Genomic DNA, 23,387 nt, shown 5'->3' on the forward strand with positions numbered 1-23,387 from the left:
GAACCTATGAGCCTAAACAAAAATGTTAGATCAACATTAAACGAAAATTATAATTCATATAATAATATCAGGTCTTTATGCAAAGATTTAATTATGGTTAATAATTTTAGTTTTAAGAAAATATTAACTGGATTTATTTTGTTCTTAATAATATTGCTCGGATTTTTATACTTAATGCCCAAAATAGTCTTTTCTAATATTTTTAATAGCATGATTGAATTTAACCTAACAATAAGTGTTAGCTTAGTTGGACTGCTCATTGCCTCTTTTTCAATAATAATGGCTTGCTTTAACAGGAACTCATTATATTCATTAATTTTATCTCAAGACGATAAGAAGAAAATATCCTCATTTAAAGTAACTGTACTTAGATGTATTGAACCTTTAGTATGGTTTTCATTCCTAATATTCTTATCATTAGGAATGAAATTATCCTATCTTATATATCGTAATATTGGGATAACATTAAATTGCACCGCATTAATTAAATCAATTATTGCTAGTTGTTTGTTATATTCAATTTTTATATCTTTTAAATCTCTTATTACATTTATATTGAATATGACTAATTTAATTTATGCTTATGCAAAATTTGAAATTCAAGATAGAGTCATAAAATCAAAAGGTCTTCCTGACGACATTCTAGTTACCGAACTAGAAAAAGATTTAAATAATAGTTAAGGTAGTTTTGCTACCTTTTTATTTTAGGCAAATTATTGACACGTTATTTTTTAATGAATCCCCTGCTTAATATATTATTATGTAGGGGAATATTTTTATGTATATTTTTAACATAGAAGTCTATTATATAAATATAAATAAACCCAAAGGAGTTAATAATGAAAATAGCAATATATTCGAGAAAATCAAAATACACTGGTGTTGGTGATTCAATAGAGAACCAAGTCCAAATGTGTAAAGACTATGCTAATGCTAAATACATGGGGCAAGATTTAGAATTTGCCACATATGAAGATGAAGGCTTTAGCGGTAGAAATTTAATAAGACCGGAATTTCAAAAGCTAATTAATAATATAAATAGTTATGATATTTTAATGTGTTATAAGCTAGATAGAATAAGTCGTAACGTTGCGGACTTTTCTTCTACCCTTGAAGTTCTACAAGATGCTAAATGTGACTTTGTAAGCATAAAAGAAAACTTTGATACAAGTACACCAATGGGACGTGCAATGATACATATTGCTTCTGTATTCGCTCAATTAGAGCGTGAGACAATAGCTGAACGTGTCAAAGATAATATGTTAGAGCTTGCAAAGAATGGACGTTGGAGTGGAGGAAGAACTCCTCTTGGCTATAAGAGTGAGCCTGTACAATACATAGATGAAGAAGGAAATGAAAGAAAAGCTGTAAAGTTAGTCCAGGATCAAGAAGAATTAGAACTAGTAAAACTTATTTATGATACTTACCTTAAGCAAGGTTCTCTCCACAAAACAGAAGTATGGTTTACTCAACATAAAATAAAATCTAACTCTGCAGTGCTACTTGAAAAGACCAGCCTTAAAATAATCCTTCAAAACCCCGTTTACGTGCGTTCTGCTCCTGAGGTGATAAATTACCTTAAAGACAATAATTGGAACGTATATGGTGAAGCTGATGGAGTACATGGCCTATTAACTTATAACAAAACTGAATCCGTTGCTGGCTCCAATGGAAAAGTTACTAAAAGGGTTCAAAATAAAGAAAATTGGATTGCTGCAGTAAGCAATGTTAAAGGAATTATTGATGCAGATACATGGATAAGAGTCCAGGAGCAGTTCAAAAAGAATAAGAATACCTTCCCAAACTTAGGTAAAACTCATACTGCAATTCTTACTGGAAAGCTTCGTTGTAGTAAATGTAAAAATTATATGCTGGTCCAACATGGTAGAACCTCTGTGAAAACTGGAGACAAGATTTATTATTATATATGCTCTATGAAAAGAAAATCTAAGGGTGAATTATGTAATTGTAAAAACATTAAAGCTAATGAAATAGAACCAGCTGTATTAAATTTAATTGAAGAATTAGCAACTAATAAAGAGGAGTTTAAAAATAAACTTCGTGAAAAGAATACAGCTTCTAAACTTGATAATGATATTAAATTAAAAAAGTCTGCCTTAGAAAAACAAATAGCTGATAAAGAAAAACAAATAACTGGACTTGTAGATAAGTTATCTCTAGATGATTCTATTGCAGATATCCTCATTAATAGAATTAAAAATTATAAAGCTGAAATAGAAACATTAAAAGCTGACCTTTTAAATATATCAGCTGAAATAGAACAAAATAATAATTATAAACTAGCTGAAAGCTTTCTTGATGGCTTTTTTGAACAATGCAAGGATATCTCCTCTCAGCCTAAAGAAAAACAACGTCAGCTCATAAATAGCTATGTAAATTATATTAACTTCGACTCTGACACTGAAGAAGCAGAACTTAAACTATATGAGCCTGGAGAAATAAAAAAAATTAACTAATAGCTTGTACTTAAATGGTAACATGCAAGGTGAAAACAATATGTTGCATTTTAGAACACCTTGCATGCCCAGTATCTAAAAGAACAATATTTTCTGCAAATTCCCTTAAAGCATATTGCTGACATACCTTTTGCTTTAACTTATCTGTATTAACATCCTCTGGTGGAACCTTTAAAACAACAACTCCAGTTTCCTCTAACTGCTTAACAATTTCTGGAGATAAAGTGTCCNCCCAGTATCTAAAAGAACAATATTTTCTGCAAATTCCCTTAAAGCATATTGCTGACATACCTTTTGCTTTAACTTATCTGTATTAACATCCTCTGGTGGAACCTTTAAAACAACAACTCCAGTTTCCTCTAACTGCTTAACAATTTCTGGAGATAAAGTGTCCTTTTCAAGCTTGCAGGACCCACTAAAAGCTCCAAATACATCCTCTTGTCTTTCTCCTTTTATATCATCTATGCCGCATCTATAGCTGATACTGATTCTTGGTCCAAAGGCTGGACATCGAAGCACACACATAGAGCATCCATTCCCATATCTTAAGCAGTTTCCCATTGGCCCTGTGGAACCAGTGGTTTCTATAAAAGCGTCTGCTTCAATGTATTCACCATTATAGAGATAAATTCCCTTTAGCTTTGTTCCATCCATTTCTACATCAACAACTCTGCTTACCATTCTAAGGTTTATTCCAAGACCTACAATATAATTTCGTACTGCAGGTTCAATTCTATTCACATTATAAAGCGAAGCGTGTTTGTGACCTGGAAAATCTATATTTTTATGAAGTGTATTTGCATCTGTAATTTTTATCAAATCCCCAGCTCCTAAGGCTAAAAGCTCTTCAGCAGCTGTATATCTTCCGTTGTTTCTCATTATTCCGCCAACATTTCCAAGCCCTAATAGTAAGTCAGTTTTTTCAATTATCTCAACTTCGGCGCCTGCTTTTCTAGCTGCAATAGCTGCTCCGCATCCAGACCATCCGCCCCCAATGATAACTATCTTCATAATAACCTTCTCCCTTCGAAAATATATTTAGGTTTAGTTTGCATCTTGCAAAGCCTTCTAAGCTTTTCATCGTCATTCATAATGGTGCAGCAGCCACAAACTCCTTCTCCACAACACATCTTCTCATTATTAGAACATGAAAAATCTATGTTTTTATCATGAGCTTCAACTATTCTCATAACCTGATTACTTACCACATCAGCACTGTCACAATGAACTAAACCAATATCTTCTCTTACTAATATCCCCTCTAAAATTTTTCTACAGTTTCCATCAAGAATTCCACCAAAAACTAAAGTATTAGTTTTTATTACCTCTGAAGCATATTTTTCTAAAGCTTCTTCAATAAATACTGTTCCTAATGTTCCCTCATCTAAAATAACAGTTATTTTATTACCGTTGTTAAATAACTTTTCCATCACTGGCACCATTGGTGCCTGACCTATGCCTCTGCACACCAATAGACAATTTTTATTTTTAATATTAAGTATGGTATCAATTCCCAAGATTCCATTCCAAAATGGACCTTTAATTAAAAGATATTCTCCTTCATCTAGCGTCATAAGACTTCTAGTTTTCAAACCCTTTAATTCAATAGCAAGGGTTATAATATCCTTATCTGTATCACTGTCCATAACACAAATAGGAGTATCAAATGTTTGTTCACAGTCATCTCTTCTTATAAATACAAATGACCCTGGTCCTACCAAATCACTTGCTAGCTTCTTCGTAACTTTTATCTTTAATATTAAAAGTTTATCTTTGATAATCTTCTTATAGATTATAGGAAATCGTTGATGCTGTCTGCCTGGCTTAGCTTTAAAATTGTTTTGAACAAACTCCTGATAAATACATACACCATTCCAATTAACACAGTCACAAAAGTCCTTGCCATCTAGATGAGTACAAAGAATACAATTACCTGACTCTGCTAAATGACATGGACAATACTCACTTCCACAATCTATGCATCTATATGGTTCATATCCCATTCCTTTGCCTCCAAAATCACTATAATATAGATTATTTCATAAAAATATATTTGTTACTGTTTATCATAAGGAAATAAAAAATTTTGTTACACCAAACTCTTAAACCCTTTAAATAAAAAAAGAATTCCGCGTTTATGCGAAATTCTTTTTTATTTTCTTTATTCTACTATTTCTTTGACTTTATTTTATATCTCAAATAGTTAATCAAAGACTACTTTGATTTTTTCCCATAAGGATAGCTTTGCTATATCCCTTGTTGGATGAAGATCCATAGTATATTTTGAGTTCAAACTGTTTAAAACTGTAATACTACCAATTGTATCCTTAGTTGATACTGGTGCTTTTAATTCATATTGTGGAAGTCTTATTTCAACCTTCAAATCCTCATCTTTTTTAACTGGCATTATTAAATCTTTTTCAGTAATTAATTCTAAAGGTTCATCTTTTCCTTCTATATTTACAGTACCAATTATTTCATCAGCTTTTATAACAGACTTGAATTCATAATTCTCCTTAACATATTCATAAATTCTCTGACTTTCCTTCCATCTTGGCGTACAATTTAAGGTTACCACAATTATTTCATTTTTGCCTTCTCCATCAAGCTTAAAAGAACTTACTAAGCACTTTCCTGCCTGTCCTGTATATCCGGTTTTAACACCAGTACAGTTTGGTTCCTGATATAAAAGCTTGTTAATATTATTAAATTCTCTTGAAAACTGAATTCCCTCTTCATCTCTTATTAATTTTGTTGATACAATCTTATCAAATTCGTCAATTTCTTTAGCTTTTTTAGTTGCTATGGCTAAATCATATGCTGATGAATAATGTGAGGTGCTGTCCAAACCATGTGGCGATTCAAAGTGACTATCCACTAATCCTATGGATACTGCAAATTCATTCATTACTTCACAAAATTCTGGTATTGAGCCACTAATTCCTTCAGCAATTGCTATAGCACAATCATTACCTGATTTAAGCATTAAACCATATAATAATTCCCTAATAGTTACTTTTTCTCCTGCTTTGTATCCAACCTTCGACCCTCTGATTGAGGCTGCATTTTTTGATATCTCCACTTCTCTGTCTATATCTCCATACTGCAGTGCAACTAGGGCGGTAATTATTTTTGTTGTACTTGCCATTGGAATTACTTTATGAGCATTTTGATCAAATAATATAGTTCCTGTTGCCCCGTCAATGGCTATAGCTGAAACAGCATCTACTCTTAAAGATGCTCCATAGGCATTGCTGCTAAAATACGGAGCAAATAATAAAATAATTAATAATAAACACCCTATTCTTTTTTTCATTTTTCTTCCTCCAATTAACAATAAATTATGTAAAATACACTTTAAAGTGAATATATACACCATAGTTGGGTAGAATTTGAATATACTACTATGGAGGTTTTTCATTTTGATGAAATATATAATTTGGATATCAGTTATTTTGGCACTGATATTATTATTTCCAATTCCATTAAAAATAACTCTTAATTATAACAAGGGAATTTTTACCCTGAAATTATTTAACAAAACTTTAATTCCATCAAAGAGTAAAAAAGCAAAAAAGAAAAAAGAAGAAAAACCAAATGATTATGTTGAAACTCCTAGTGGCGAGAAAATCTCAAAATTTAAAATACAAGACGGCATTGATATAATTAAATTTCTAAAGGACACAAAAGTTAAATTTACTTTAAGAACCAAGCTTCAAATAGAATATTCCATAGAGGATGCATCTGTTAATGCTCTTGTATATGGCTTATTATTTCAAGCCACTTCAGCACTTTATTCCTTATTAAAGTGTTTTCTTAAAGTAAAAAGCTTTAAACCTTCAATAGAAATGAAATATAATGAAAATTATTTTAATATAACTATCACGAGTATAATTATTGTAAATATTGCTAAGATTATATATGTTATTGTTTTTGTTTACTATCAGTATTTGAAAAAGAAAGATTCTTCAACCTATGAAGCTTCTAACTTAAAGGAGGAATTTTAGATGGATAATCATCCGATAGAAAATTTAATGAAATCTACAATGGAAAATATTAAAAATATGATAGATGTAGACACCGTAGTTGGAAATCCAGTGACAACAGCAGATGGAACAACCATAATTCCTATATCTAAGGTTTCCTTTGGATTTGCATCCGGTGGCTCTGAATTTGCAAATGTATCAGTAAATGCTAATGAAAGACATCCTTTTGGTGGCGGTTCTGGAGCTGGTATATCATTAAAACCATTAGGCTTTTTAGTTGTTAATGGTTCAACAATCAGGTTCTTGTCTGTAACCGACAGTAACCCCTACGATAAACTTTTTGATGCAATTCCACAAGCAGTAGATATGATAAACGAATTTTTACATAAAGATGATGATTTAACAGTTTCACCTCACGTTGAAAATCATATGCCACCTGATTGTGATTAAATGGTCTCCTCAAATTTTAAATATATTCAAAAGGGATTGTGACAAAAGCTATTTATGCTTTTTCACAATCCCTTTAAATTTTATAGTAATTCATGAAGATCCCTTAATACCACAATTTTTCCCCTTGTAAGCTGCAAATATCCTTTATTTTCTAAAACCTTTAGCTTTCTGCTCACCGTTTCTCTTGTTGAATCAATTTCAAAGGCTAATTCACTATGCTTAGCGTAAATAACACTACTTCCCTTATCCAAAATTAACTGCACAAGTCTCTTATCTAAGGATTCGTGAATTATAGTTTCCTTATTACTTAAAAGATTGTTAAACTTTGAAAACATATCCTTATACATCGCCTTTATAAACTCTATGTTATTAAGTAAAAGATTTTGTGTTGTCTCCATATCAATTATAAATACCCCTGAATCGGTTAAGGCCCTTGCAACTACATTTAACGGTTCACATTTTATTAAACAGCTTAAAGCTTCATGACAAAAATCTCCACTTTTAATATTATAGAGGTTAGTTTCATCACCATTTAAATTTATCTTTTGAATCTTAACTACACCACTTAAAACAAATATGGTGCCAGAGCATTCTACTCCTAAAGAAGATAAATATTGATCTGCTTCTAAAGTCTTAAAAGTACCGTGCTTAATTATTGCATCATTATTTTCTTTATTTATAATTTCTAAAATAGGATAACACTTAAATAATCTATCCACATAACTAATTGATTTATCATTTCTCATAGCTTTACTCCCAAATTTATTTTACTAGTATCATACTGAAAATAATTTTAATTTGTGTACTCAAACGTTTCTATATATTCTATTTTGATCATGACCTTCCATAGGATAAAGCTGCTTTTTAAAATCTACTTTCTAAGTCTCAAACTTAATCTAAAGAATCTGCTGCCACATCATCAATTTCTTCAATAATATCATCATTATCTTCTTCCATGAAAATATCTAAAGATGGTAGTTCTCCTAGTGAAGTAAAATCAAAATGCTTTAAGAATTCATCAGTAGTACCATATAAATTAGGTCGTCCGATTACATTTTTTTTACCACATTCTTTAATTAATCCCTTCTCAACTAAAGTATATATGGCTCTATCACTCTTAACTCCTCTTATTTCTTCAATTTCAATTCTGGTAATTGGCTGTTTATAAGCAATAATAGATAATGTTTCTAATGAAGCTCTTGATAAAGATTGTCTAACGTTAGTTTTTAAAAGCATCTGAACATGGTCACTATTTATTGGTTTTGTACCAAATTGATAGGCTTTGTTTACACAAATTAATTTAATACCTCTTGATCCATCCTTTTCATAAACCTTTTCTAACGCACTCATAATTTCAAGTGCAAATTCCACAGAACATTCTAATATTCCAGCTATAGTTTCTATTGGTAATGGTTCTCCTGTTACATATAAAAGAGATTCTATAATAGAAAAATACCTTTCATATTTAGATTCATCCATTAAGTAATTAATCTGGTGTTCTAAGCTATTTATTATTTCTCCCACTTTTGATTTCTTATTTAAATCTATGCCATCCTTTAATATATCATTTTCTAAGATGTCTTTAGAATCACCCTTCTTATTCATTTGTATCCACTCCTTCTAGATAGATTTCACTGAAGTTTCCATGTTGTACTACCTTAACATTTTTTAGCTTTATAAGCTCTAATAAAGCTAGGAATGTAACGATAACTTCCGTTTTAGTTCTACTATTGGAAACAATACTTGCAAAAGTAGTAGTTCTTCTTCCTTGAAGAACTTCCTTAAGCTCTTCCATTTTGTCTTCTATCTTAAATACTTCGACCTTTATTCTTTCCTCCATATTAAAGGAGTCATTCATTTTACTTTTGTATATTTCTATAACTTCCATATACATCTTGTATAAGTCCATCATAGTAATATCTTTTAATAGCTCACTAGCATCTTGTGGCTTTCTATCTTTGGTATCCTCAATTATTTCTGGTCTTTTAGTAAAGCTTATTCCTGTGCTCAGCTGTCTTTCACCTAAGAATTCAGCAGCACCTTTAAACTTTTTATATTGAAGTAGCTTGTCTATAAGTTCTTTGGTATCATCCACTTCCTCTTCTTCTGGTTCTTTAACTTTTGGCAGCAACACCTTTGACTTCATTTCAATTAGTGTTGTAGCCATGACAATAAATTCAGAAGCTATATCTAAATCAAATTCCTTCATTTCACTTAAGTAACTTATGTACTGATTAGTAATTTCCAAAATACTTATATGATAAATATCCATTTGATTCTTTTTAATTAAATGAAGTAAAAGGTCAAAGGGTCCCTCAAAGTTTGAGGTTTTTATAGTTAATGACATGTTTTACCTTCCTTCCACAAATGTTCTCATTGAAATTATACTTCAAAAGTCATTGATAATACAAGGATATAAAAAAAATCACCCTCAAAGAGGATGACTTTTTTTATACCAGCTATTCTTTTACATGGGGTTGTATGTATGGCTGATAAGCTTCGATTGTGATAATTAATAATCTTAGCAAATATAGTATCTGCTTCATAGGATTTTTTATACCTATATTTAAAATTAAATTGAATGATCAAATACCTTACTAAAAATATTTTTTAGGTTATTTAAGAATTGTGATTGTTTAACTTCTCTATCACTATATAAGTCAACTTGACCCACTAACTCCTCACCATTATATACTTCACATTTACCTACTATATCTCCAGCATTTATTTTCTTTAAATCTGGATTTATAATAACTTGTTTAGTAATTTGGTTTTCTGTTCCCTTCTCAAAGGTCACCTTTAAGTCATCACAAGCCTTAGCAATATAATAAGATTCACCTTTTTTATCTAATGGAATTTGTTCAACATCAGCATCTTTTTCCACAATAGTTTTACTTTGATATTTTGCAAAACCAAAATCCATCATTTTACTTACATCAGCATTTCTTTGTTTGAAAGTTGGAGCTCCCATGATAACACCAAGCATTCTAACTCCATCCCTAACTGCTGTAGCAGAAATACAATACATAGCTTCTTGCGTAAAGCCTGTTTTTAATCCATCACAACCCTTATAGAATCTAACAAGTTTATTATGATTAACTAATTCAATAGGTGTTTTTCTTCCCTCTGATATAGTTTCCATATATATTGAGGAATAGTTTAAAATTGTTGGATGCTTTAACAATGCCATTGACATAGCAGCTATATCCCTCGCTGTGCTCATATGGCCTTCTGCTGATAGTCCTGTACAGTTTTCAAAATGAGTATTAGTCATTCCAAGTTCTGCAGCTTTTTCATTCATTTTAACTACAAATGCTTCTTCGCTTCCTTCTAAGAATTCAGCCATTGCTACTGCTGCATCATTACCAGAAGCTATTGCTATACCTTTTAAAATTTCTTCAACAGTTCTAACTTCTCCTGTGTCAAGAATCATGCTGCTTCCACCCATAGACTTAACTTTCTCACTGCAGACAATCTTATCTTGCAATGTAATTCTTCCAGAGTCTATTGCTTCCATAGCTAAAAGCATTGTCATTATCTTTGTAACTGATGCGGGTGCAAATTTTTCATCTGGATTTTTTTCAAAGATAATCTTACCTGAATTAGGTTCAATAAGTAAAGCTGACTTAGCTTGTGGCTCAAAGCCAATAGCATTATCTGCTGGCTGAGTTTTTATCTGATCATCCATAGCAAAACTGCTAGGAATGATAAGTATTTGTGCAGCAAGTATGATTGCTAAAGCAAATGATAAAATACACTTTCTTCTTCTCATAATTAACCTCCAAAATATTTAATAAATACTTCCTTTAAGTTTTTAAAGGAGTAATTTCTGATATCCAAATCAAAGATTCGGACATTTACTTATGAGGTTATTTTTGCCTAAGAAAAAAAAATTATCCCAATAAATCAAAAAAGAAATCCCCATAAAGGGGACTTCAATCATCAACATAATTTTTTATTAATAAGGAAACTCCTTCTCTCTTCTTTCGAAGGAGTAAGTTCATGTATACCAAATCATAGATTTGGACATTCACTTAAATTAACTAATTACTTCATGAATAAGTGGAATATCATTTTCATAGCCTTCTACGATTTCATAGTTAGCTAAAATTCCTGCTTTAGCTTTATCAATTAATTCTTCCTTATTGCTGTGAATGTAAGCAATAGTCTCACCTGCTTCAACTTTATCTCCACGCTTTTTAGTTAGAACTATTCCCACTGCTAAATCAATTTCACTTTCCTTAGTAGCTCTTCCTGCTCCAAGCTCCATGGCAACTAAACCAAGATTCTCTGCATGTATTTTTTTAACCACTCCAGAATTTTCTGCAGCAACAGGAACTACATACTTAGCTTTAGGGAATAAATCTGTATTATCTATACAGTCAACCTCTCCACCTTGAGCTGAAACGAATTCTTTAAGCTTCTTAATAGCTGCACCAGAAGTTATAGTTTCCTTCAACATTTCTTCTGCTTCTTCTACTGTAGCAGCTTTTCCTGCTAGAACAACCATTCTGCTTCCCAAAGCTAAAGACAATTGTAATAAATCTTCAGGTCCGTTACCTTTTAAAGTATTAATAGCTTCTTCAACTTCAAGGACATTTCCTATTGCAAAGCCTAAAGGCTGATCCATATCAGAAATTACAGCCATAGTTTTACGTCCAATGTGATTTCCTATTGCAACCATTTCTCTTGCAAGCTCTTCCGCAGCTTCTGTTGTCTTCATAAAGGCTCCATCTCCAACCTTAACATCAAGAACAATGGCATCTGCACCTGAAGCGATTTTCTTGCTCATTATGCTTGATGCAATAAGTGAAACGTTATCAACAGTAGCAGTTACATCTCTTAAAGCATATAGTTTTTTATCTGCCGGTGCTAAATCGCCTGTCTGACCACCAACAGCAATTTTTAAAGTATTAACGTTATCCATAAACTTCTCAGTTGGCATTTCTACTGAAAAACCTTTGAATGACTCTAATTTATCAATAGTTCCACCTGTATGTCCAAGACCTCTTCCTGACATTTTTGCTACTGGTATTCCTAAAGCTGCAACCATCGGTGCAAGTACTAATGTAGTAGTATCACCTACCCCTCCAGTACTGTGTTTATCAACCTTAACTCCTTCTATAGCACTTAAGTCAAGCATGTCTCCTGAATGAACCATTGCCATTGTTAAATCTGAAGTTTCTCTTTTATTCATCTTTTGAAAATATATAGCCATAAGTAAAGCAGATACTTGATAGTCTGGAATATTTCCTTTTGTATAGCTTTCTATAAAAAAGTTAATCTCTTCTGTAGATAACTCTCCACCGTTTCTCTTTTTTAATATTAAATCATACATTCTCATAATATCAACCTCCTTTTTTGAATATCCAAATCTTTGATTTGGCAAATATTAAGTTAAGTAAGAGTCTAAAAGTGATGCTCAAAATCTGTGATTTTGTCAGCAGAACTTTCACAGCGTGCACCTTTGATTTGGTTACTCACACCTAATCTTTGAATCACTCCTTCAGTGAATCTGATAAGGAGTTTCCTTTTTAAAATCAAACCACAGCAGCTTAAGGGCTGCTGTGATAGTAAATCATATAATTTTTCTATTTTATATCTATATTATAAGACAAATTTAAAGTTAAAGATTAAAGGTTTCTGATTATGCCTTTAACTAAAGATACAAATTTAGCTTTTGCCATTGTTGAAGTTTCTATAACCTCTTCATGATTTAAAGGCTGATCAAGGATTCCTGCTGCCATATTTGTTATACAAGATATTCCAATAATTCTCATTCCACAATGATTTGCAGCAATAACTTCTGGTACTGTTGACATACCCACAGCATCAGCTCCAATGATTCTAGCCATTCTTATTTCTGCTGGAGTCTCATAAGTAGGACCTGAGAACATCATATAAACGCCTTCTTTTAAGTCTATGTTTAACTCTTCTCCAACCTTTTTAGCAAGCTTTAAATATTCTGTATCATAAGCAGTAGACATATCTGGGAATCTAGGTCCTATTTCCTCTTCATTATGACCTATTAAAGGATTAGCTCCACTAAAGTTAATATGGTCTGTGATCATCATTAAATCACCTGGTACAAAGCTTGTATTTACACCACCACAAGCATTAGTTACTAAAAGAGACTTAACACCTAAATACTTCATTATGTGGATAGGTAAAGCTATTAAACTCATGTTGTGCCCTTCATAGAAGTGGAATCTACCCTGCATCATAATAACATTTTTACCTTCAAGTGTTCCACACACAAACTGACCTGCATGGCCTTGCACTGTTGAAACTGGCATGTTTGGTATATCTGAATACTTTACTATTATTTTGTTTTCTATTCTATCGGCCATATCACCTAAACCTGAACCTAAAATAGCACCTATTTCTGGTTCAAAGCCATTTAATTTTTCTTTTATAAATTCTACACTTTCTTTTATAACTTTTAAATCCATTAGAATTCTCCTTGTCAATTTGTACTTTTAATTTGATTAGTTAGTTAATCTTTTCTTCTGAAACTTAATTTTAAACGATAATTACAAATATTTCAATCACTATTTTTCGATTAAGTTTTTAAAGCTATTTCCAACTAATTCATTTTCAATATTTAATAGATCAAGAACTGTTTTCCCAATATCACAGAAACCATTTCTTGTTCCTAAATTCACATTCTCCTTAAGATTTTTTCCATATACAAGAACAGGAATATATTCTCTTGAGTGGTCAGTGCTTTCAGTAGTTGGATCACATCCATGGTCAGCTGTAATAATTAATACATCATTTTCTCCTAAAGCTTCCTTTAATTGAGGAACTCTATCATCAAACTCTTCTAAAGCCTTTGCATATCCTTCTACATCATTTCTATGACCAAACTTCATATCAAAATCAACTAAATTAGTGAATATAAAACCTTTATTATGAGACTTCATCATTTCAAGAGTCTTATCAACTCCATCCATATTATTTTTTATAGACACAGATTCAGTAACACCTTTACCAGTGAAAATATCTTTTATTTTTCCAACGGCAGCTACTGGCATTCCTGCTTCTTCTACATATTCAAGAACAGTTTTATTAAATGGCTCTAAAGCATAGTCATGTCTGTTAGAAGTTCTAACAAACTCACCCTTTTTCATTCCTTTAAAAGGTCTGGCTATAACTCTTCCAACCATTTTATCTCCAACTAGCATTTCTCTTGCTATTTCACACATTTTATATAATTCATCTATGGGAATTATATCTTCATTTGCTGCTATCTGAAATACACTATCTGCAGATGTATAAATTATTGGATAACCAGTTTTTATGTGTTCCTCACCCAATTCTTCTATAATTGCAGTCCCTGACGCAACCACATTACCCAATGTTTTTCTGCCAATTTTCTCTTCAAATTCATCCATTATTTCCTTTGGAAATCCTTCTGGATATGTCTTTAAAGGCTGCTCAAGAATAACTCCTGCCATCTCCCAATGTCCAGTTATTGTATCTTTTCCATTAGAAAGCTCACTACATCTTCCAAATATTCCTTCTGGATTTTCGCACTGAATAAGGTCTTCTACACCCTCAATATTTCCTATACCAAGTGCCTCAAGATGTGGAATTGAGAAACCTGGAACGTTTTTTGCAATATTACCAAGAGTATTGCTTCCTTCATCTCCATACTGTTTTGCATCTGGAAGCTCTCCAATACCTACACTATCTAGTACAACTAAAACTACTTTTCTATCCATGATATACTTCCTTTCTTCTTCCTCAACAAATATATATTATATTCTACCACAATTGAATGGTATATATAATAAATTCATCCTTATTACTATATTAGCACAACTCTGTAAATTTACTAGGTATATTTAATTAACCCTTTTAAACATTTTATTTAATGCCAAGCTTAAAAGAACCCCCAAAGGAGTTCTTTTCAACTATACATGCTTAAAATAAAAATAATTTAAATGTTTTTATATAATTATATACAAATTGTAAGCCTTTATTAACCTTACTGCCAACTAGAATGCTATTTTTGTGAAATTCGGGACTATTATAATAATTATTTAAAACAAACTCTATAACCCTCGGTAATATCTCTCCAAATAGAACTAGAATAAAAAAACACTTAATGTACGTAATCAAAAATGACTTTATATCTTTTTTCATGAATTATGCTCCAATACCCTTTAAAACCATATTTATAAATACTGGAGTTAAAAAAGTTTCAATAAGAAAGCCTGAGGCCATTATCATACTAGTAACAACATAAATCATAGTGTAATTTCGTACATCAGTATATGAACTATTAACATACTTTTTACTAAACTTTTCCTTTACACCAGCTACAGAGCCTTTAAGCGCAATTACAGATAAAAATATTATGCATGGCACATAAATGAGATTCTGCGGCAAAACTCCAAGTAAAGCTAAAATTATTCCTTTTTGTTTAAGGGCATATATAAAAAAGCTAAAGGTAAAACCTAAAGAAAAGCCTTTATATAAATTAACTAAAAGCACTATAGGAGCTCCAATAAATGTTAATCCTAAAATCCATAGTCCAATAATAATTGGAAGATTGTTTTTTAGCGTATTAATAAATATCTTTGTAGTTGCCATTATTTCACCATTAGACGAAGTGCTAATTGTAGTAATGTAATTAATTAAAGACCCCTTGTCCACATCCTGCATATACTTAACACAATATAAACCTACTATCATACCTGTTGCCATAAAAAGAATAGTAAGCAGATAATACCCTAAATTATCGTTAAAGTGTTTATTGGCTCCATCAAAAATACCTTTGAACTTCATACATATTTCCCCCTTCGTGAATCACTAACTAGTAAATATGTATGACTTGTCCATCTTTATTATACCAAAAATATTTTTACAAATATACTAAAGCGGCTATAGTTTTGCTATCTATTATTTCTCCACTTTTAACCATAGCTTTAACTTCGTTCAAAGTAAAAGTTCTTAGATTTATAAACTCATCCTCATCCATATTAGTTTTTCCTTTATATAAATTACTTGCTTTATATATGTAAATAACTTCATCTGTAAATCCTGGCGCTGTTACAATCTTTCCTAGATACTCAAAGTTCTCTGCTTTATATCCTGTTTCTTCCTCAAGCTCTCTTATACCACATTTTTCTGTCTCTTCACCTTTATCAATTTTTCCTGCTGGAATCTCTAAAAGTACTTGATCTAGAGCTTTTCTAAACTGCTCTGTCATTATTATGGTATTCTCGTTTAAAAACGGTATAATGGCTACTGCTCCTGGATGCTCAACAATTTCTCTGCTGCTTTCTCTGCCATTCGGTAATTCAACTTGTTGTACCTTTAGGTTTATGACTTTCCCTTTATATTTATATTCCTCTGATATGGTTTTTTCAAATAACTCCATCAATTTCATCCTTTCTAATCAAATTATACCTTTTATAATTTGATACATACTTTAATCATCTTTAATCTATGTTTGTGAAATTATTATATCATAGTATGTCTATTTGTTTTAATTTTAAATTTAACAGTTTCAATTATGACAATTATAAATAAGACTTAATTGACATATTTCATTTTATAGCTAATTCAAAACTCCTATTCTAATTATTCTATTTTTTAAATATCCACATACTAATACTAATACTAATACTAATACTAATACTAATACTAATACTAATACTAATACTAATACTAATACTAATACTAATACTAATACTAATACTAATACTAATACTAATACTAATACTAATACTAATAACCAATTATCATGTATAACATATTACAAAATAAAAAAAGTGCCTTTGGCACTTTATAGTTGAACTCTGTATATTATATACAAGTTTATTTTTTTAATTTAACTCCAAAGATCATCTTCCTCTGAATAATTTTCATTAATTTCAACACCTGAATCTACATATTCTTTGAATTCTGACCAATAAGGATGATTTTTTTCACATTCAGCAACTCTTTCAATATACTCTTCAACAGCCTCATATATTTCATTATACAAGCTATAATCATCTTCGTCTTCTGAATCAAAGTTATATCCAATTCTTTCTGCTTCAGCATTTTCTAGAAACTCACTGAACGCTAACTCTTCATCACTTCCAAGAATATCATGATGTAATACTCTTGTTTCCGCTAAATATTCAACCCAATCTTCAAATTCCATGTCTTTAAAATCCATTTAAACAAACTCCTTATACATATTAAAATAATCTATTATACATAATATCGAAAAATAAAATTTTTGTATAGCTGAAAAAATTTCCATATTTAAAATAAAAAGCATTCTCACTTAGAAAATGAGAATGCTTTTTATTAAAAAAATATTTTTTATTAAACTGCTATTATTACAAAATTTACTAAGAATAAGGCAGTAACTATATACATAATAGGATGAACTGACTTTCCTTCTCGCTTGCACAATTTAACTATACAGTAGAAAATAAATCCTATTGAGATACCAGTTGTTATGCTATAAGCAAATGGCATAAATATAGCTATGAAGAAAGCTGGAACTGCTTCTAAGAAATCATCCCATCGTATTTTACCAAAAGATTCCATCATCAATATTCCAACAACTATTAAAGCTGGCGCTGTAGCTGCTGATGGAACTATCCCCATAATAGGAGCAATAAAGATTGATAGAAGGAATAAAACTCCTACTGTAACTGATGTTAGACCTGTTCTTCCACCAGCTCCGATTCCTGCTGCACTTTCAACATATGTTGTAGTATTACTTGTTCCTAAAAGAGCTCCTATTGATGTTGCAGTAGCATCTGCAAATAATGCTCTTTCCAGCTTAGAATTTCTACTATTAGCCTGTTCAAAAATCTTTTCATCGTTTTCATCAAAGATACCTGCTTTTCTACCAGTTCCAAGGAAAGTTCCAATAGTATCAAAGGTATCTGATAAAGAAAAAGCAAAAATAGTAGTAATTACAAAAAATACTTTAGATGGATCTGCAAATAATCCTACTATGTCTAATTTAAAGAAAGTTGGTGCTATACTTGGAATTCCAAAGCTCATTGTTGATAAATCAGGAAGTTGAGTAACCCCTGTGAATATACCAATTATTGTTGTTCCTAAAATACCAATTAAAATTGAGCCCTTAACCTTTAATAACATTAATACCACTGTTATAACAAGTCCAATTAAGGCTAATTGTGCTACTGGATCTGTAAATGTAGTTAATGAAGGAAGAATATCAAAATACTTAATTGACTCTCCCATATTAACAACGGTATTTACAGCTTCACCTGTAAAGTTTAAAAAATGAGCCTGCTTAATTCCAATGTAAGCTATAAATAATCCAATACCACCAGAAATAGCATATTGTAATGAAACAGGTATTGCCTTAATTATCATTTTTCTAATTTTTGTAACTGTAATTAAAATGTTAATTATACCACAAATAAATACCATAGCAAGTGCTTCCTGCCATGTAAAACCTAAACCTAAAACTACGGTAAATGTAAAGAACGCATTTAATCCCATACCTGGAGCTTGTGCAAAAGGAACATTTGCAACAAAGCCCATCACGAAAGTACCAATAGCAGCTGCTAAAATTGTTGCTAGAAATACTGCATTTTTATCCATTCCAGCTAATGCTAATATTTGAGGATTTACAAATAGAATATAAGCCATAGTTAAAAAAGTAGTTAAACCAGCCATTAATTCGGTTTTTACATCGGTTCCATTTTCTTTAAGCCTGAAAAATTTCTCCACAAAATACACCTCCATAAAAGTTTTAAAAAAATGTTAACCTAAATATTCTTATCTCAGAATTCCCCAAAACACCCCCTAAAAAAATCTCTAAATTGATTATTTATGATAACAATTTAGAGACTATAATTATATTTATGTAATTCTTCATTAAGCTCAAAATAATTATACTTATTAGTCAGTTAAATTTTACCATGCATATAGATTCACTATTAAAATTTATGTACAAATCATTAAGATTATTACAAATACTTAAATTTCTCTTAAATAATATTCTATTTTATTTGGCTTGCAAATTATCCTATACTTAAATAAATTATTTTTAACAACTAAATATTTTTTATTTCTATGAGCTACATTTTCTTGATTTTATGTAAATAATTTATCATTATTACTTTATTTAACATAACATATTTTTTATTTGTTCACAATGTCCTTTAAAAATATTTTATATGTTTTTTAGTTTTCTTTTAAATAAAAAATATATAAAAAAACTCTTATCATAATTAATATGATAAGAGTTTTTTTATATTAAAATAAATATCGTCTTAATAATTGTCTTACTTTTTATATGATTGTCTTACTTTTTAAATTTAGCTAACCTTATTTTTAAGTCTAAGCTTGTCTGCTACCATAGCTATGAATTCTGAGTTTGTAGGCTTGCCCTTTTCATTGTGAATAGTATATCCAAATAGCTTGTTGATTGTGTCAACCTGTCCTCTGCTCCATGCTACTTCTATAGCATGTCTTATTGCTCTTTCTACTCTACTTGCAGTAGTATTATATTTTTTAGCTATGGCTGGATATAATTCTTTTGTTACTGCAGATAATAACTCTATATCATTTACAACAAGTGTTATTGCTTCTCTAAGATACATATATCCTTTAATGTGAGCAGGAACACCAATTTCATGTATAATGTTTGTTATTTCTGATTCTAGATCTAAAGCTGTATTAGAAGATTTAACTTTAACATCTAAAGAAGATGTTAAACTTGAAATGCCTGTAGAAGGTCTTCTTACAGCTTCAGTTGAAATTTGATTACTGAACATTTCTCTTATTCTGTTTGATAAAACATCCATATCAAATGGTTTTACAACATAATAATCTGCTCCTAAAGCAATTGCTCTTTGAGTGATTTTATCTTGTCCAACTGCTGATAAGATTATTACTCTTGGCATAGGATTTAAATTCATTGTATTTAGTCTTTCTAGAACTCCTAAACCATCAAGACGTGGCATTATTATGTCTAAGACAACTAAATCTGGCTTAGTATCCTCTAATAATTCAAGAACTTCTATCCCATCCTTAGCAACACCTACAACATTTATGTCTTTTTGACTTAAAAAGTAATCACTTAAAATATTGCAAAATTCTTTGTTATCATCTGCAATTAATACGTTAATGCTTCTTTGATCCATCATGTAACTCCCCTTTTTGTAATTTTTTCCAAATTCCTTATGTATAAGACTTTCGACAAAAGTAAGAAAACTCCTTCTTAATAAATAAATTTTTTTATTTTTTTTATTTTTTCATCTTTTTTATTTTTTATTTCTTTGTTATACTATATTATAACATTAATTTATGTCAAATATAAACAACCTATTATAGAAAATTTAATTGTTTGCTACAATAGGTTGTTTAATATATTTATTTGTTTAAATTTATTTAGTTTAAAAATTATATTTGGCTATTTTTTGATATTAATTTCGTTCATCATCCAATCCATATATATTCCATATCCCGTATCAGGCTTATTAACTAATACATGTGTTACAGCACCAACTAATTTACCATCTTGAATAATAGGACTTCCACTCATACCTTGAATTATACCACCAGTTTTTTCGAGACAAATCGGATCAGTTATTCTAATAACCATACTTTTACCATCAGGCTCTGTTTGATTTAGAAGCTTTTCTATAACAATATCGTATAATTTAGGTTCAGATCCATCTATAGTTGTAAGAATTTGTGCCTTTCCTACCTTAACTTCCTCTTTAAAACCAACTTTAATCGGAGTTGCATAGTTTTCACATATTAAAGACTTTGTTCCTGTACCAAACACTCCAGCTGTAGTGTTTTTATCAATAGAACCAATTATTTGATTGTTCTCTGATAAGATTCCTCTTAATTCACCAGGATTACCTTTTGTACCTCTTCTCACAGAAACTATGTTAGAATCCACTATTTCTCCTTTTCCAACAGACATAATTGTAGCTGTATCCACATCTGTTATAGGATGTCCGAGAGCACCAAATTTACCACTTTCTTCATGATAAAAGGTAAGTGTTCCTACACCAGCCACTGAATCTCTAACCCAAAGACCTAATTTAAATTTGTCATCATTCTTACTAATTAATGGATCAACATGAAAAGTTAACTTCTCACCCTTTCTTAATACTTTAACCACTATTTCTTGACCATTTTCTCTCCCTACATAAGTAGCAATATCTTCAGCCCTTTTAATTTCATGTCCATTGATTTCAATAATACTATCTCCAACTGCAATACCTGCTAAAGCTGCAGGACTCTGAACTTTATCTCCTTCAATTTCAATGTCTGATAAGGCTATTACTAAGGCTCCCTTTGTATTTATTTTAATACCTAGAGGCTTTCCACCTGGATAAACCATTATATCGGAGGTTTTAGTATAGTTTGTTTTTGCCACATTGCCGACTTCCAAGATATCTGTTTTAGAACTTAACATCTTTGAAAAACTATTTACTGAGGATATAACTTCAGAATGATTCCTGCTAGTAAAAACATTGGAGCAATCAATTGAAATTACAACAAATAGTGCAGTAAATAATAAGTATAAAATTTTACTATACTTTTTCATCATGCTTTCCTCCTGTGAATAATTTATAGCTTTAATTTGCCCCTATGGATTGTTTTTATGTTAGAGTTCTTTTTCTTGAAAATCCAAAATAATTTCCTCCTAGTATTTTTTTCTTTTCAAAAAAATTTAACACTATAAACTAAAGCCCTTAGTTTATAGTGTTAAACAATTTTTATTATATATTCACTTATAAAATAAATTTTTTATTTTTATTTTCTTAAAGCAGATTTAATTTCATTGGCTTTTTCTATCATCTCTCCTGCATTTTCCAATGTCTTTACCGTTACTTCACTTCCACCAATGATTCTTGCCACTTCCTGCTTAACTTCTTCTAAATTAAGCTTTTTAACCTTTGTAAAAGTAGTAACTTCTGTACTGCTTTTTTCAATTAAATAATTAGCATCAGCTAAAGCTGCAATTTGCGGTAAGTGGGTTATACAAAATACCTGATGATTTTCAGATATGAGAACCATCTTTTCCCCAACTCTCTGGGCAATTCTTCCGCTAATCCCTGTATCTACCTCATCGAATATTACTGAAGGAATATGATCCTTATCAACAAAAACTGTTTTTAAAGCTAGCATTATTCTTGATAATTCTCCTCCAGATACAACCTCCTCAAGAGGCTGTAATGGCTGTCCAGGGTTAGTTGATATGGTAAACTGTACTTTATCTCTTCCCTTAGCTGTTAACTCTTCAATCAACTCTACATTGATTTTAAACACACTTTTCTCTAAGCCAACATAATCTAATTCCTTTTTAATTTCCTTTTCAAGATTGCTACTGATTTCGCTTCTTATTTCATGAATTTCATCAGAAATCTTCATAAGATTTTCTTTTAATGAATCCTTTTCCTTCTGAAGCTTTTCAATTATCTCTCCACAGTTTACCAATTCATAATACTGCTGTTCAATGGAATCACGATAATTAATAACATCATCTAGAGTTGGTCCATATTTCTTTTTACAACTAGATAATTGATACATTCTAGAGTTAATAAACTCAAGTTCTCCTATATCGTAATCAGTATCTTCTTTTAAGTCACTTATAGTTGATATATTATCTTCTAAGTTGTAGTAAGCTTCTTCTAAGGAAGCAATTACTGGTTTAATCTCTTCAAAGTGCTTTTCAATGGATTTCAGCTCTCTCACTACATAAGTTAATGAATCTATTATGGAAACTCGGCTTTCATCATTTTCTTTAAGCAAAATATAGCTTTTTTCTAAAGCTTTTTTAATTTTTTCTCCATTTGATAAAAGATTAAATTTCTTAGAAAGCTCTTCGTCTTCACCTTTTTTAGGTTTAATAGTGTTAATTTCATCTATTTGAAATCTTAAAAAGTCTATCTTTTTCTCTCTTTCACCCTCATTTCCTTGAAGGCTGAAGATTTTTCTTTCTATTTCTAAGTATTTATTATAATAAGTTTCATACTCTGATAGCTTATCCATAATTATGTCCTGCCCAAAAGAATCAACATAATTAATATGCTTTGTACTATCTAACAGATTCTGGTTCTCATGCTGTCCATGAATATCTATAAGAGTTTCACTAACCTGCTTTACTTTTGATAAAAGAAGAGTTTTGTTATTAACTTTTGCAATGGTTTTACCAGAACTGAAACTTTCTCTAGTCAGTATTACCACGCCTTCATCATTTATCTCTAATTCTTCTAAAACTTCTAGTGTTTTAGGATTTTCTATTGAAAAAACTGCCTCTACAACAGTTTTATCTTCTCCCACTCTTATTAAGTTCTTATTAAATTTTCCACCTAATACAAAATTAATAGCGTCAATCAATATGGATTTACCTGCTCCAGTTTCTCCTGAAAGCACGTTAAATCCATTAGAAAAATCAATTGAAAGTTTCTCTATAAGAGCAAAATTCATGATATTAAGTTGTAAAAGCATTTAAAAC

General features: G+C 30.6%; 20 protein-coding genes and 2 pseudogenes. 4 read left to right on the plus strand and 18 right to left on the minus strand.

The genetic code is table 11. The annotated features are described in order from the left end of the window. Positions 1-6: 6 nt before the first annotated feature. Together BN1075_RS18505 and BN1075_RS18510 are read left to right on the plus strand one after the other, a co-directional pair. Complete coding sequence (locus BN1075_RS18505) at positions 7-681, plus strand: hypothetical protein (protein WP_040194807.1); 675 nt, start codon at positions 7-9, stop codon at positions 679-681. Between the two features lie 158 nt (positions 682-839). Next, on the plus strand, positions 840-2,477 hold the full coding sequence (locus tag BN1075_RS18510; RefSeq protein ID WP_042387448.1) for a recombinase family protein: 1,638 nt from the start codon (positions 840-842) through the stop codon (positions 2,475-2,477). 58 nt (positions 2,478-2,535) lie between these two features. On the opposite strand, the pseudogene BN1075_RS22545 reads toward BN1075_RS18510, so the two are convergent. The 4 genes and pseudogenes from BN1075_RS22545 to BN1075_RS18525 form a co-directional block, all read right to left on the minus strand. Next, positions 2,536-2,706 (minus strand): annotated as a pseudogene (locus tag BN1075_RS22545) (FAD-dependent oxidoreductase); the annotation flags it as partial. A gap of 2 nt (positions 2,707-2,708) precedes the next feature. Further along, positions 2,709-3,488, minus strand: a pseudogene (locus BN1075_RS21280) (FAD-dependent oxidoreductase); the annotation flags it as partial. Next, positions 3,485-4,480 (minus strand): sulfide/dihydroorotate dehydrogenase-like FAD/NAD-binding protein, encoded by a 996-nt coding sequence (locus BN1075_RS18520; RefSeq protein WP_040194808.1) that lies wholly within the window; start codon positions 4,478-4,480, stop codon positions 3,485-3,487. The pseudogene BN1075_RS21280 and the gene BN1075_RS18520, both read right to left, overlap by 4 nt. A 200-nt stretch (positions 4,481-4,680) precedes the next feature. Then, on the minus strand, positions 4,681-5,793 hold the full coding sequence (locus tag BN1075_RS18525; protein ID WP_040194810.1) for a D-alanyl-D-alanine carboxypeptidase family protein: 1,113 nt from the start codon (positions 5,791-5,793) through the stop codon (positions 4,681-4,683). 106 nt (positions 5,794-5,899) lie between these two features. On the opposite strand from BN1075_RS18525, the gene BN1075_RS18530 reads away from it, so the two are divergent. Both BN1075_RS18530 and ytfJ read left to right on the plus strand, forming a co-directional pair. Next, complete coding sequence (locus BN1075_RS18530) at positions 5,900-6,484, plus strand: DUF2953 domain-containing protein (protein ID WP_197072345.1); 585 nt, start codon at positions 5,900-5,902, stop codon at positions 6,482-6,484. After that, complete coding sequence (gene ytfJ, locus BN1075_RS18535; RefSeq protein WP_042387450.1) at positions 6,485-6,913, plus strand: GerW family sporulation protein; 429 nt, start codon at positions 6,485-6,487, stop codon at positions 6,911-6,913. 80 nt (positions 6,914-6,993) lie between these two features. Here ytfJ and BN1075_RS18540 read toward each other — a convergent pair whose 3' ends face one another. The 14 genes from BN1075_RS18540 to recN form a co-directional block, all read right to left on the minus strand. Further along, on the minus strand, positions 6,994-7,659 hold the full coding sequence (locus BN1075_RS18540; protein ID WP_040194812.1) for a Crp/Fnr family transcriptional regulator: 666 nt from the start codon (positions 7,657-7,659) through the stop codon (positions 6,994-6,996). Positions 7,660-7,804: 145 nt separating this feature from the next. Continuing rightward, positions 7,805-8,392 (minus strand): SMC-Scp complex subunit ScpB, encoded by a 588-nt coding sequence (gene scpB, locus BN1075_RS18545; RefSeq protein WP_040195329.1) that lies wholly within the window; start codon positions 8,390-8,392, stop codon positions 7,805-7,807. A 118-nt stretch (positions 8,393-8,510) separates the two neighbouring features. Then, the gene (locus tag BN1075_RS18550; RefSeq protein WP_040194813.1) at positions 8,511-9,260 is read right to left on the minus strand and encodes a segregation/condensation protein A; all 750 of its coding nucleotides are present in this window, start codon (positions 9,258-9,260) and stop codon (positions 8,511-8,513) included. A 225-nt stretch (positions 9,261-9,485) separates the two neighbouring features. Continuing rightward, positions 9,486-10,685 carry a D-alanyl-D-alanine carboxypeptidase family protein gene (locus tag BN1075_RS18555; protein WP_040194814.1) on the minus strand — a complete coding sequence of 400 codons (1,200 nt, stop codon included), beginning with the start codon at positions 10,683-10,685 and terminating at the stop codon, positions 9,486-9,488. A gap of 267 nt (positions 10,686-10,952) precedes the next feature. After that, a complete protein-coding gene (locus tag BN1075_RS18560) occupies positions 10,953-12,257 on the minus strand; it encodes a pyrimidine-nucleoside phosphorylase (RefSeq protein ID WP_040194815.1) in 1,305 nt (434 codons plus the stop codon). A 289-nt stretch (positions 12,258-12,546) separates the two neighbouring features. Continuing rightward, positions 12,547-13,365 carry a purine-nucleoside phosphorylase gene (locus BN1075_RS18565; protein ID WP_040194816.1) on the minus strand — a complete coding sequence of 273 codons (819 nt, stop codon included), beginning with the start codon at positions 13,363-13,365 and terminating at the stop codon, positions 12,547-12,549. A gap of 99 nt (positions 13,366-13,464) precedes the next feature. After that, a complete protein-coding gene (locus BN1075_RS18570; RefSeq protein WP_040194817.1) occupies positions 13,465-14,640 on the minus strand; it encodes a phosphopentomutase in 1,176 nt (391 codons plus the stop codon). A 427-nt stretch (positions 14,641-15,067) separates the two neighbouring features. Next, on the minus strand, positions 15,068-15,709 hold the full coding sequence (spoIIM, locus tag BN1075_RS18580; protein ID WP_040194820.1) for a stage II sporulation protein M: 642 nt from the start codon (positions 15,707-15,709) through the stop codon (positions 15,068-15,070). Positions 15,710-15,785: 76 nt separating this feature from the next. Then, a complete protein-coding gene (locus BN1075_RS18585) occupies positions 15,786-16,304 on the minus strand; it encodes an NUDIX domain-containing protein (protein WP_040194821.1) in 519 nt (172 codons plus the stop codon). A 453-nt stretch (positions 16,305-16,757) separates the two neighbouring features. Next, on the minus strand, positions 16,758-17,090 hold the full coding sequence (locus BN1075_RS18590) for a hypothetical protein (protein WP_040194822.1): 333 nt from the start codon (positions 17,088-17,090) through the stop codon (positions 16,758-16,760). 152 nt (positions 17,091-17,242) lie between these two features. Continuing rightward, positions 17,243-18,634, minus strand: a complete 1,392-nt coding sequence (locus tag BN1075_RS18595) for an NCS2 family permease (RefSeq protein WP_040194823.1) — start codon at positions 18,632-18,634, stop codon at positions 17,243-17,245. A gap of 590 nt (positions 18,635-19,224) precedes the next feature. Further along, positions 19,225-20,052 (minus strand): sporulation transcription factor Spo0A, encoded by an 828-nt coding sequence (gene spo0A, locus BN1075_RS18600; protein WP_040194824.1) that lies wholly within the window; start codon positions 20,050-20,052, stop codon positions 19,225-19,227. 269 nt (positions 20,053-20,321) lie between these two features. Next, complete coding sequence (spoIVB, locus tag BN1075_RS18605) at positions 20,322-21,473, minus strand: SpoIVB peptidase (protein WP_042387451.1); 1,152 nt, start codon at positions 21,471-21,473, stop codon at positions 20,322-20,324. Between the two features lie 209 nt (positions 21,474-21,682). Then, positions 21,683-23,380 carry a DNA repair protein RecN gene (gene recN / locus BN1075_RS18610; protein ID WP_040194825.1) on the minus strand — a complete coding sequence of 566 codons (1,698 nt, stop codon included), beginning with the start codon at positions 23,378-23,380 and terminating at the stop codon, positions 21,683-21,685. Positions 23,381-23,387: the final 7 nt, after the last annotated feature.

This window comes from Clostridium culturomicium, from assembly GCF_000821305.1.
Classification (GTDB): Bacteria; Bacillota; Clostridia; order Clostridiales; family Clostridiaceae; genus Clostridium_J; species Clostridium_J culturomicium.

Excerpts from the sequence above, each read along its gene's own strand:
- BN1075_RS18505 (WP_040194807.1), top strand. The coding sequence starts at position 7 with ATGAGCCTAAACAAAAATGTTAGATCAACATTAAACGAAAATTATAAT.
- BN1075_RS18510 (WP_042387448.1), top strand. The coding sequence starts at position 840 with ATGAAAATAGCAATATATTCGAGAAAATCAAAATACACTGGTGTTGGT.
- BN1075_RS18520 (WP_040194808.1), bottom strand. The coding sequence starts at position 4,480 with ATGGGATATGAACCATATAGATGCATAGATTGTGGAAGTGAGTATTGT.
- BN1075_RS18525 (WP_040194810.1), bottom strand. The coding sequence starts at position 5,793 with ATGAAAAAAAGAATAGGGTGTTTATTATTAATTATTTTATTATTTGCT.
- ytfJ (WP_042387450.1), top strand. The coding sequence starts at position 6,485 with ATGGATAATCATCCGATAGAAAATTTAATGAAATCTACAATGGAAAAT.
- BN1075_RS18540 (WP_040194812.1), bottom strand. The coding sequence starts at position 7,659 with ATGAGAAATGATAAATCAATTAGTTATGTGGATAGATTATTTAAGTGT.
- scpB (WP_040195329.1), bottom strand. The coding sequence starts at position 8,392 with ATGGATGAATCTAAATATGAAAGGTATTTTTCTATTATAGAATCTCTT.
- BN1075_RS18550 (WP_040194813.1), bottom strand. The coding sequence starts at position 9,260 with ATGTCATTAACTATAAAAACCTCAAACTTTGAGGGACCCTTTGACCTT.
- BN1075_RS18555 (WP_040194814.1), bottom strand. The coding sequence starts at position 10,685 with ATGAGAAGAAGAAAGTGTATTTTATCATTTGCTTTAGCAATCATACTT.
- BN1075_RS18560 (WP_040194815.1), bottom strand. The coding sequence starts at position 12,257 with ATGAGAATGTATGATTTAATATTAAAAAAGAGAAACGGTGGAGAGTTA.
- BN1075_RS18565 (WP_040194816.1), bottom strand. The coding sequence starts at position 13,365 with ATGGATTTAAAAGTTATAAAAGAAAGTGTAGAATTTATAAAAGAAAAA.
- BN1075_RS18570 (WP_040194817.1), bottom strand. The coding sequence starts at position 14,640 with ATGGATAGAAAAGTAGTTTTAGTTGTACTAGATAGTGTAGGTATTGGA.
- spoIIM (WP_040194820.1), bottom strand. The coding sequence starts at position 15,709 with ATGAAGTTCAAAGGTATTTTTGATGGAGCCAATAAACACTTTAACGAT.
- BN1075_RS18585 (WP_040194821.1), bottom strand. The coding sequence starts at position 16,304 with ATGGAGTTATTTGAAAAAACCATATCAGAGGAATATAAATATAAAGGG.
- BN1075_RS18590 (WP_040194822.1), bottom strand. The coding sequence starts at position 17,090 with ATGGATTTTAAAGACATGGAATTTGAAGATTGGGTTGAATATTTAGCG.
- spo0A (WP_040194824.1), bottom strand. The coding sequence starts at position 20,052 with ATGGATCAAAGAAGCATTAACGTATTAATTGCAGATGATAACAAAGAA.
- spoIVB (WP_042387451.1), bottom strand. The coding sequence starts at position 21,473 with ATGAAAAAGTATAGTAAAATTTTATACTTATTATTTACTGCACTATTT.
- recN (WP_040194825.1), bottom strand. The coding sequence starts at position 23,380 with ATGCTTTTACAACTTAATATCATGAATTTTGCTCTTATAGAGAAACTT.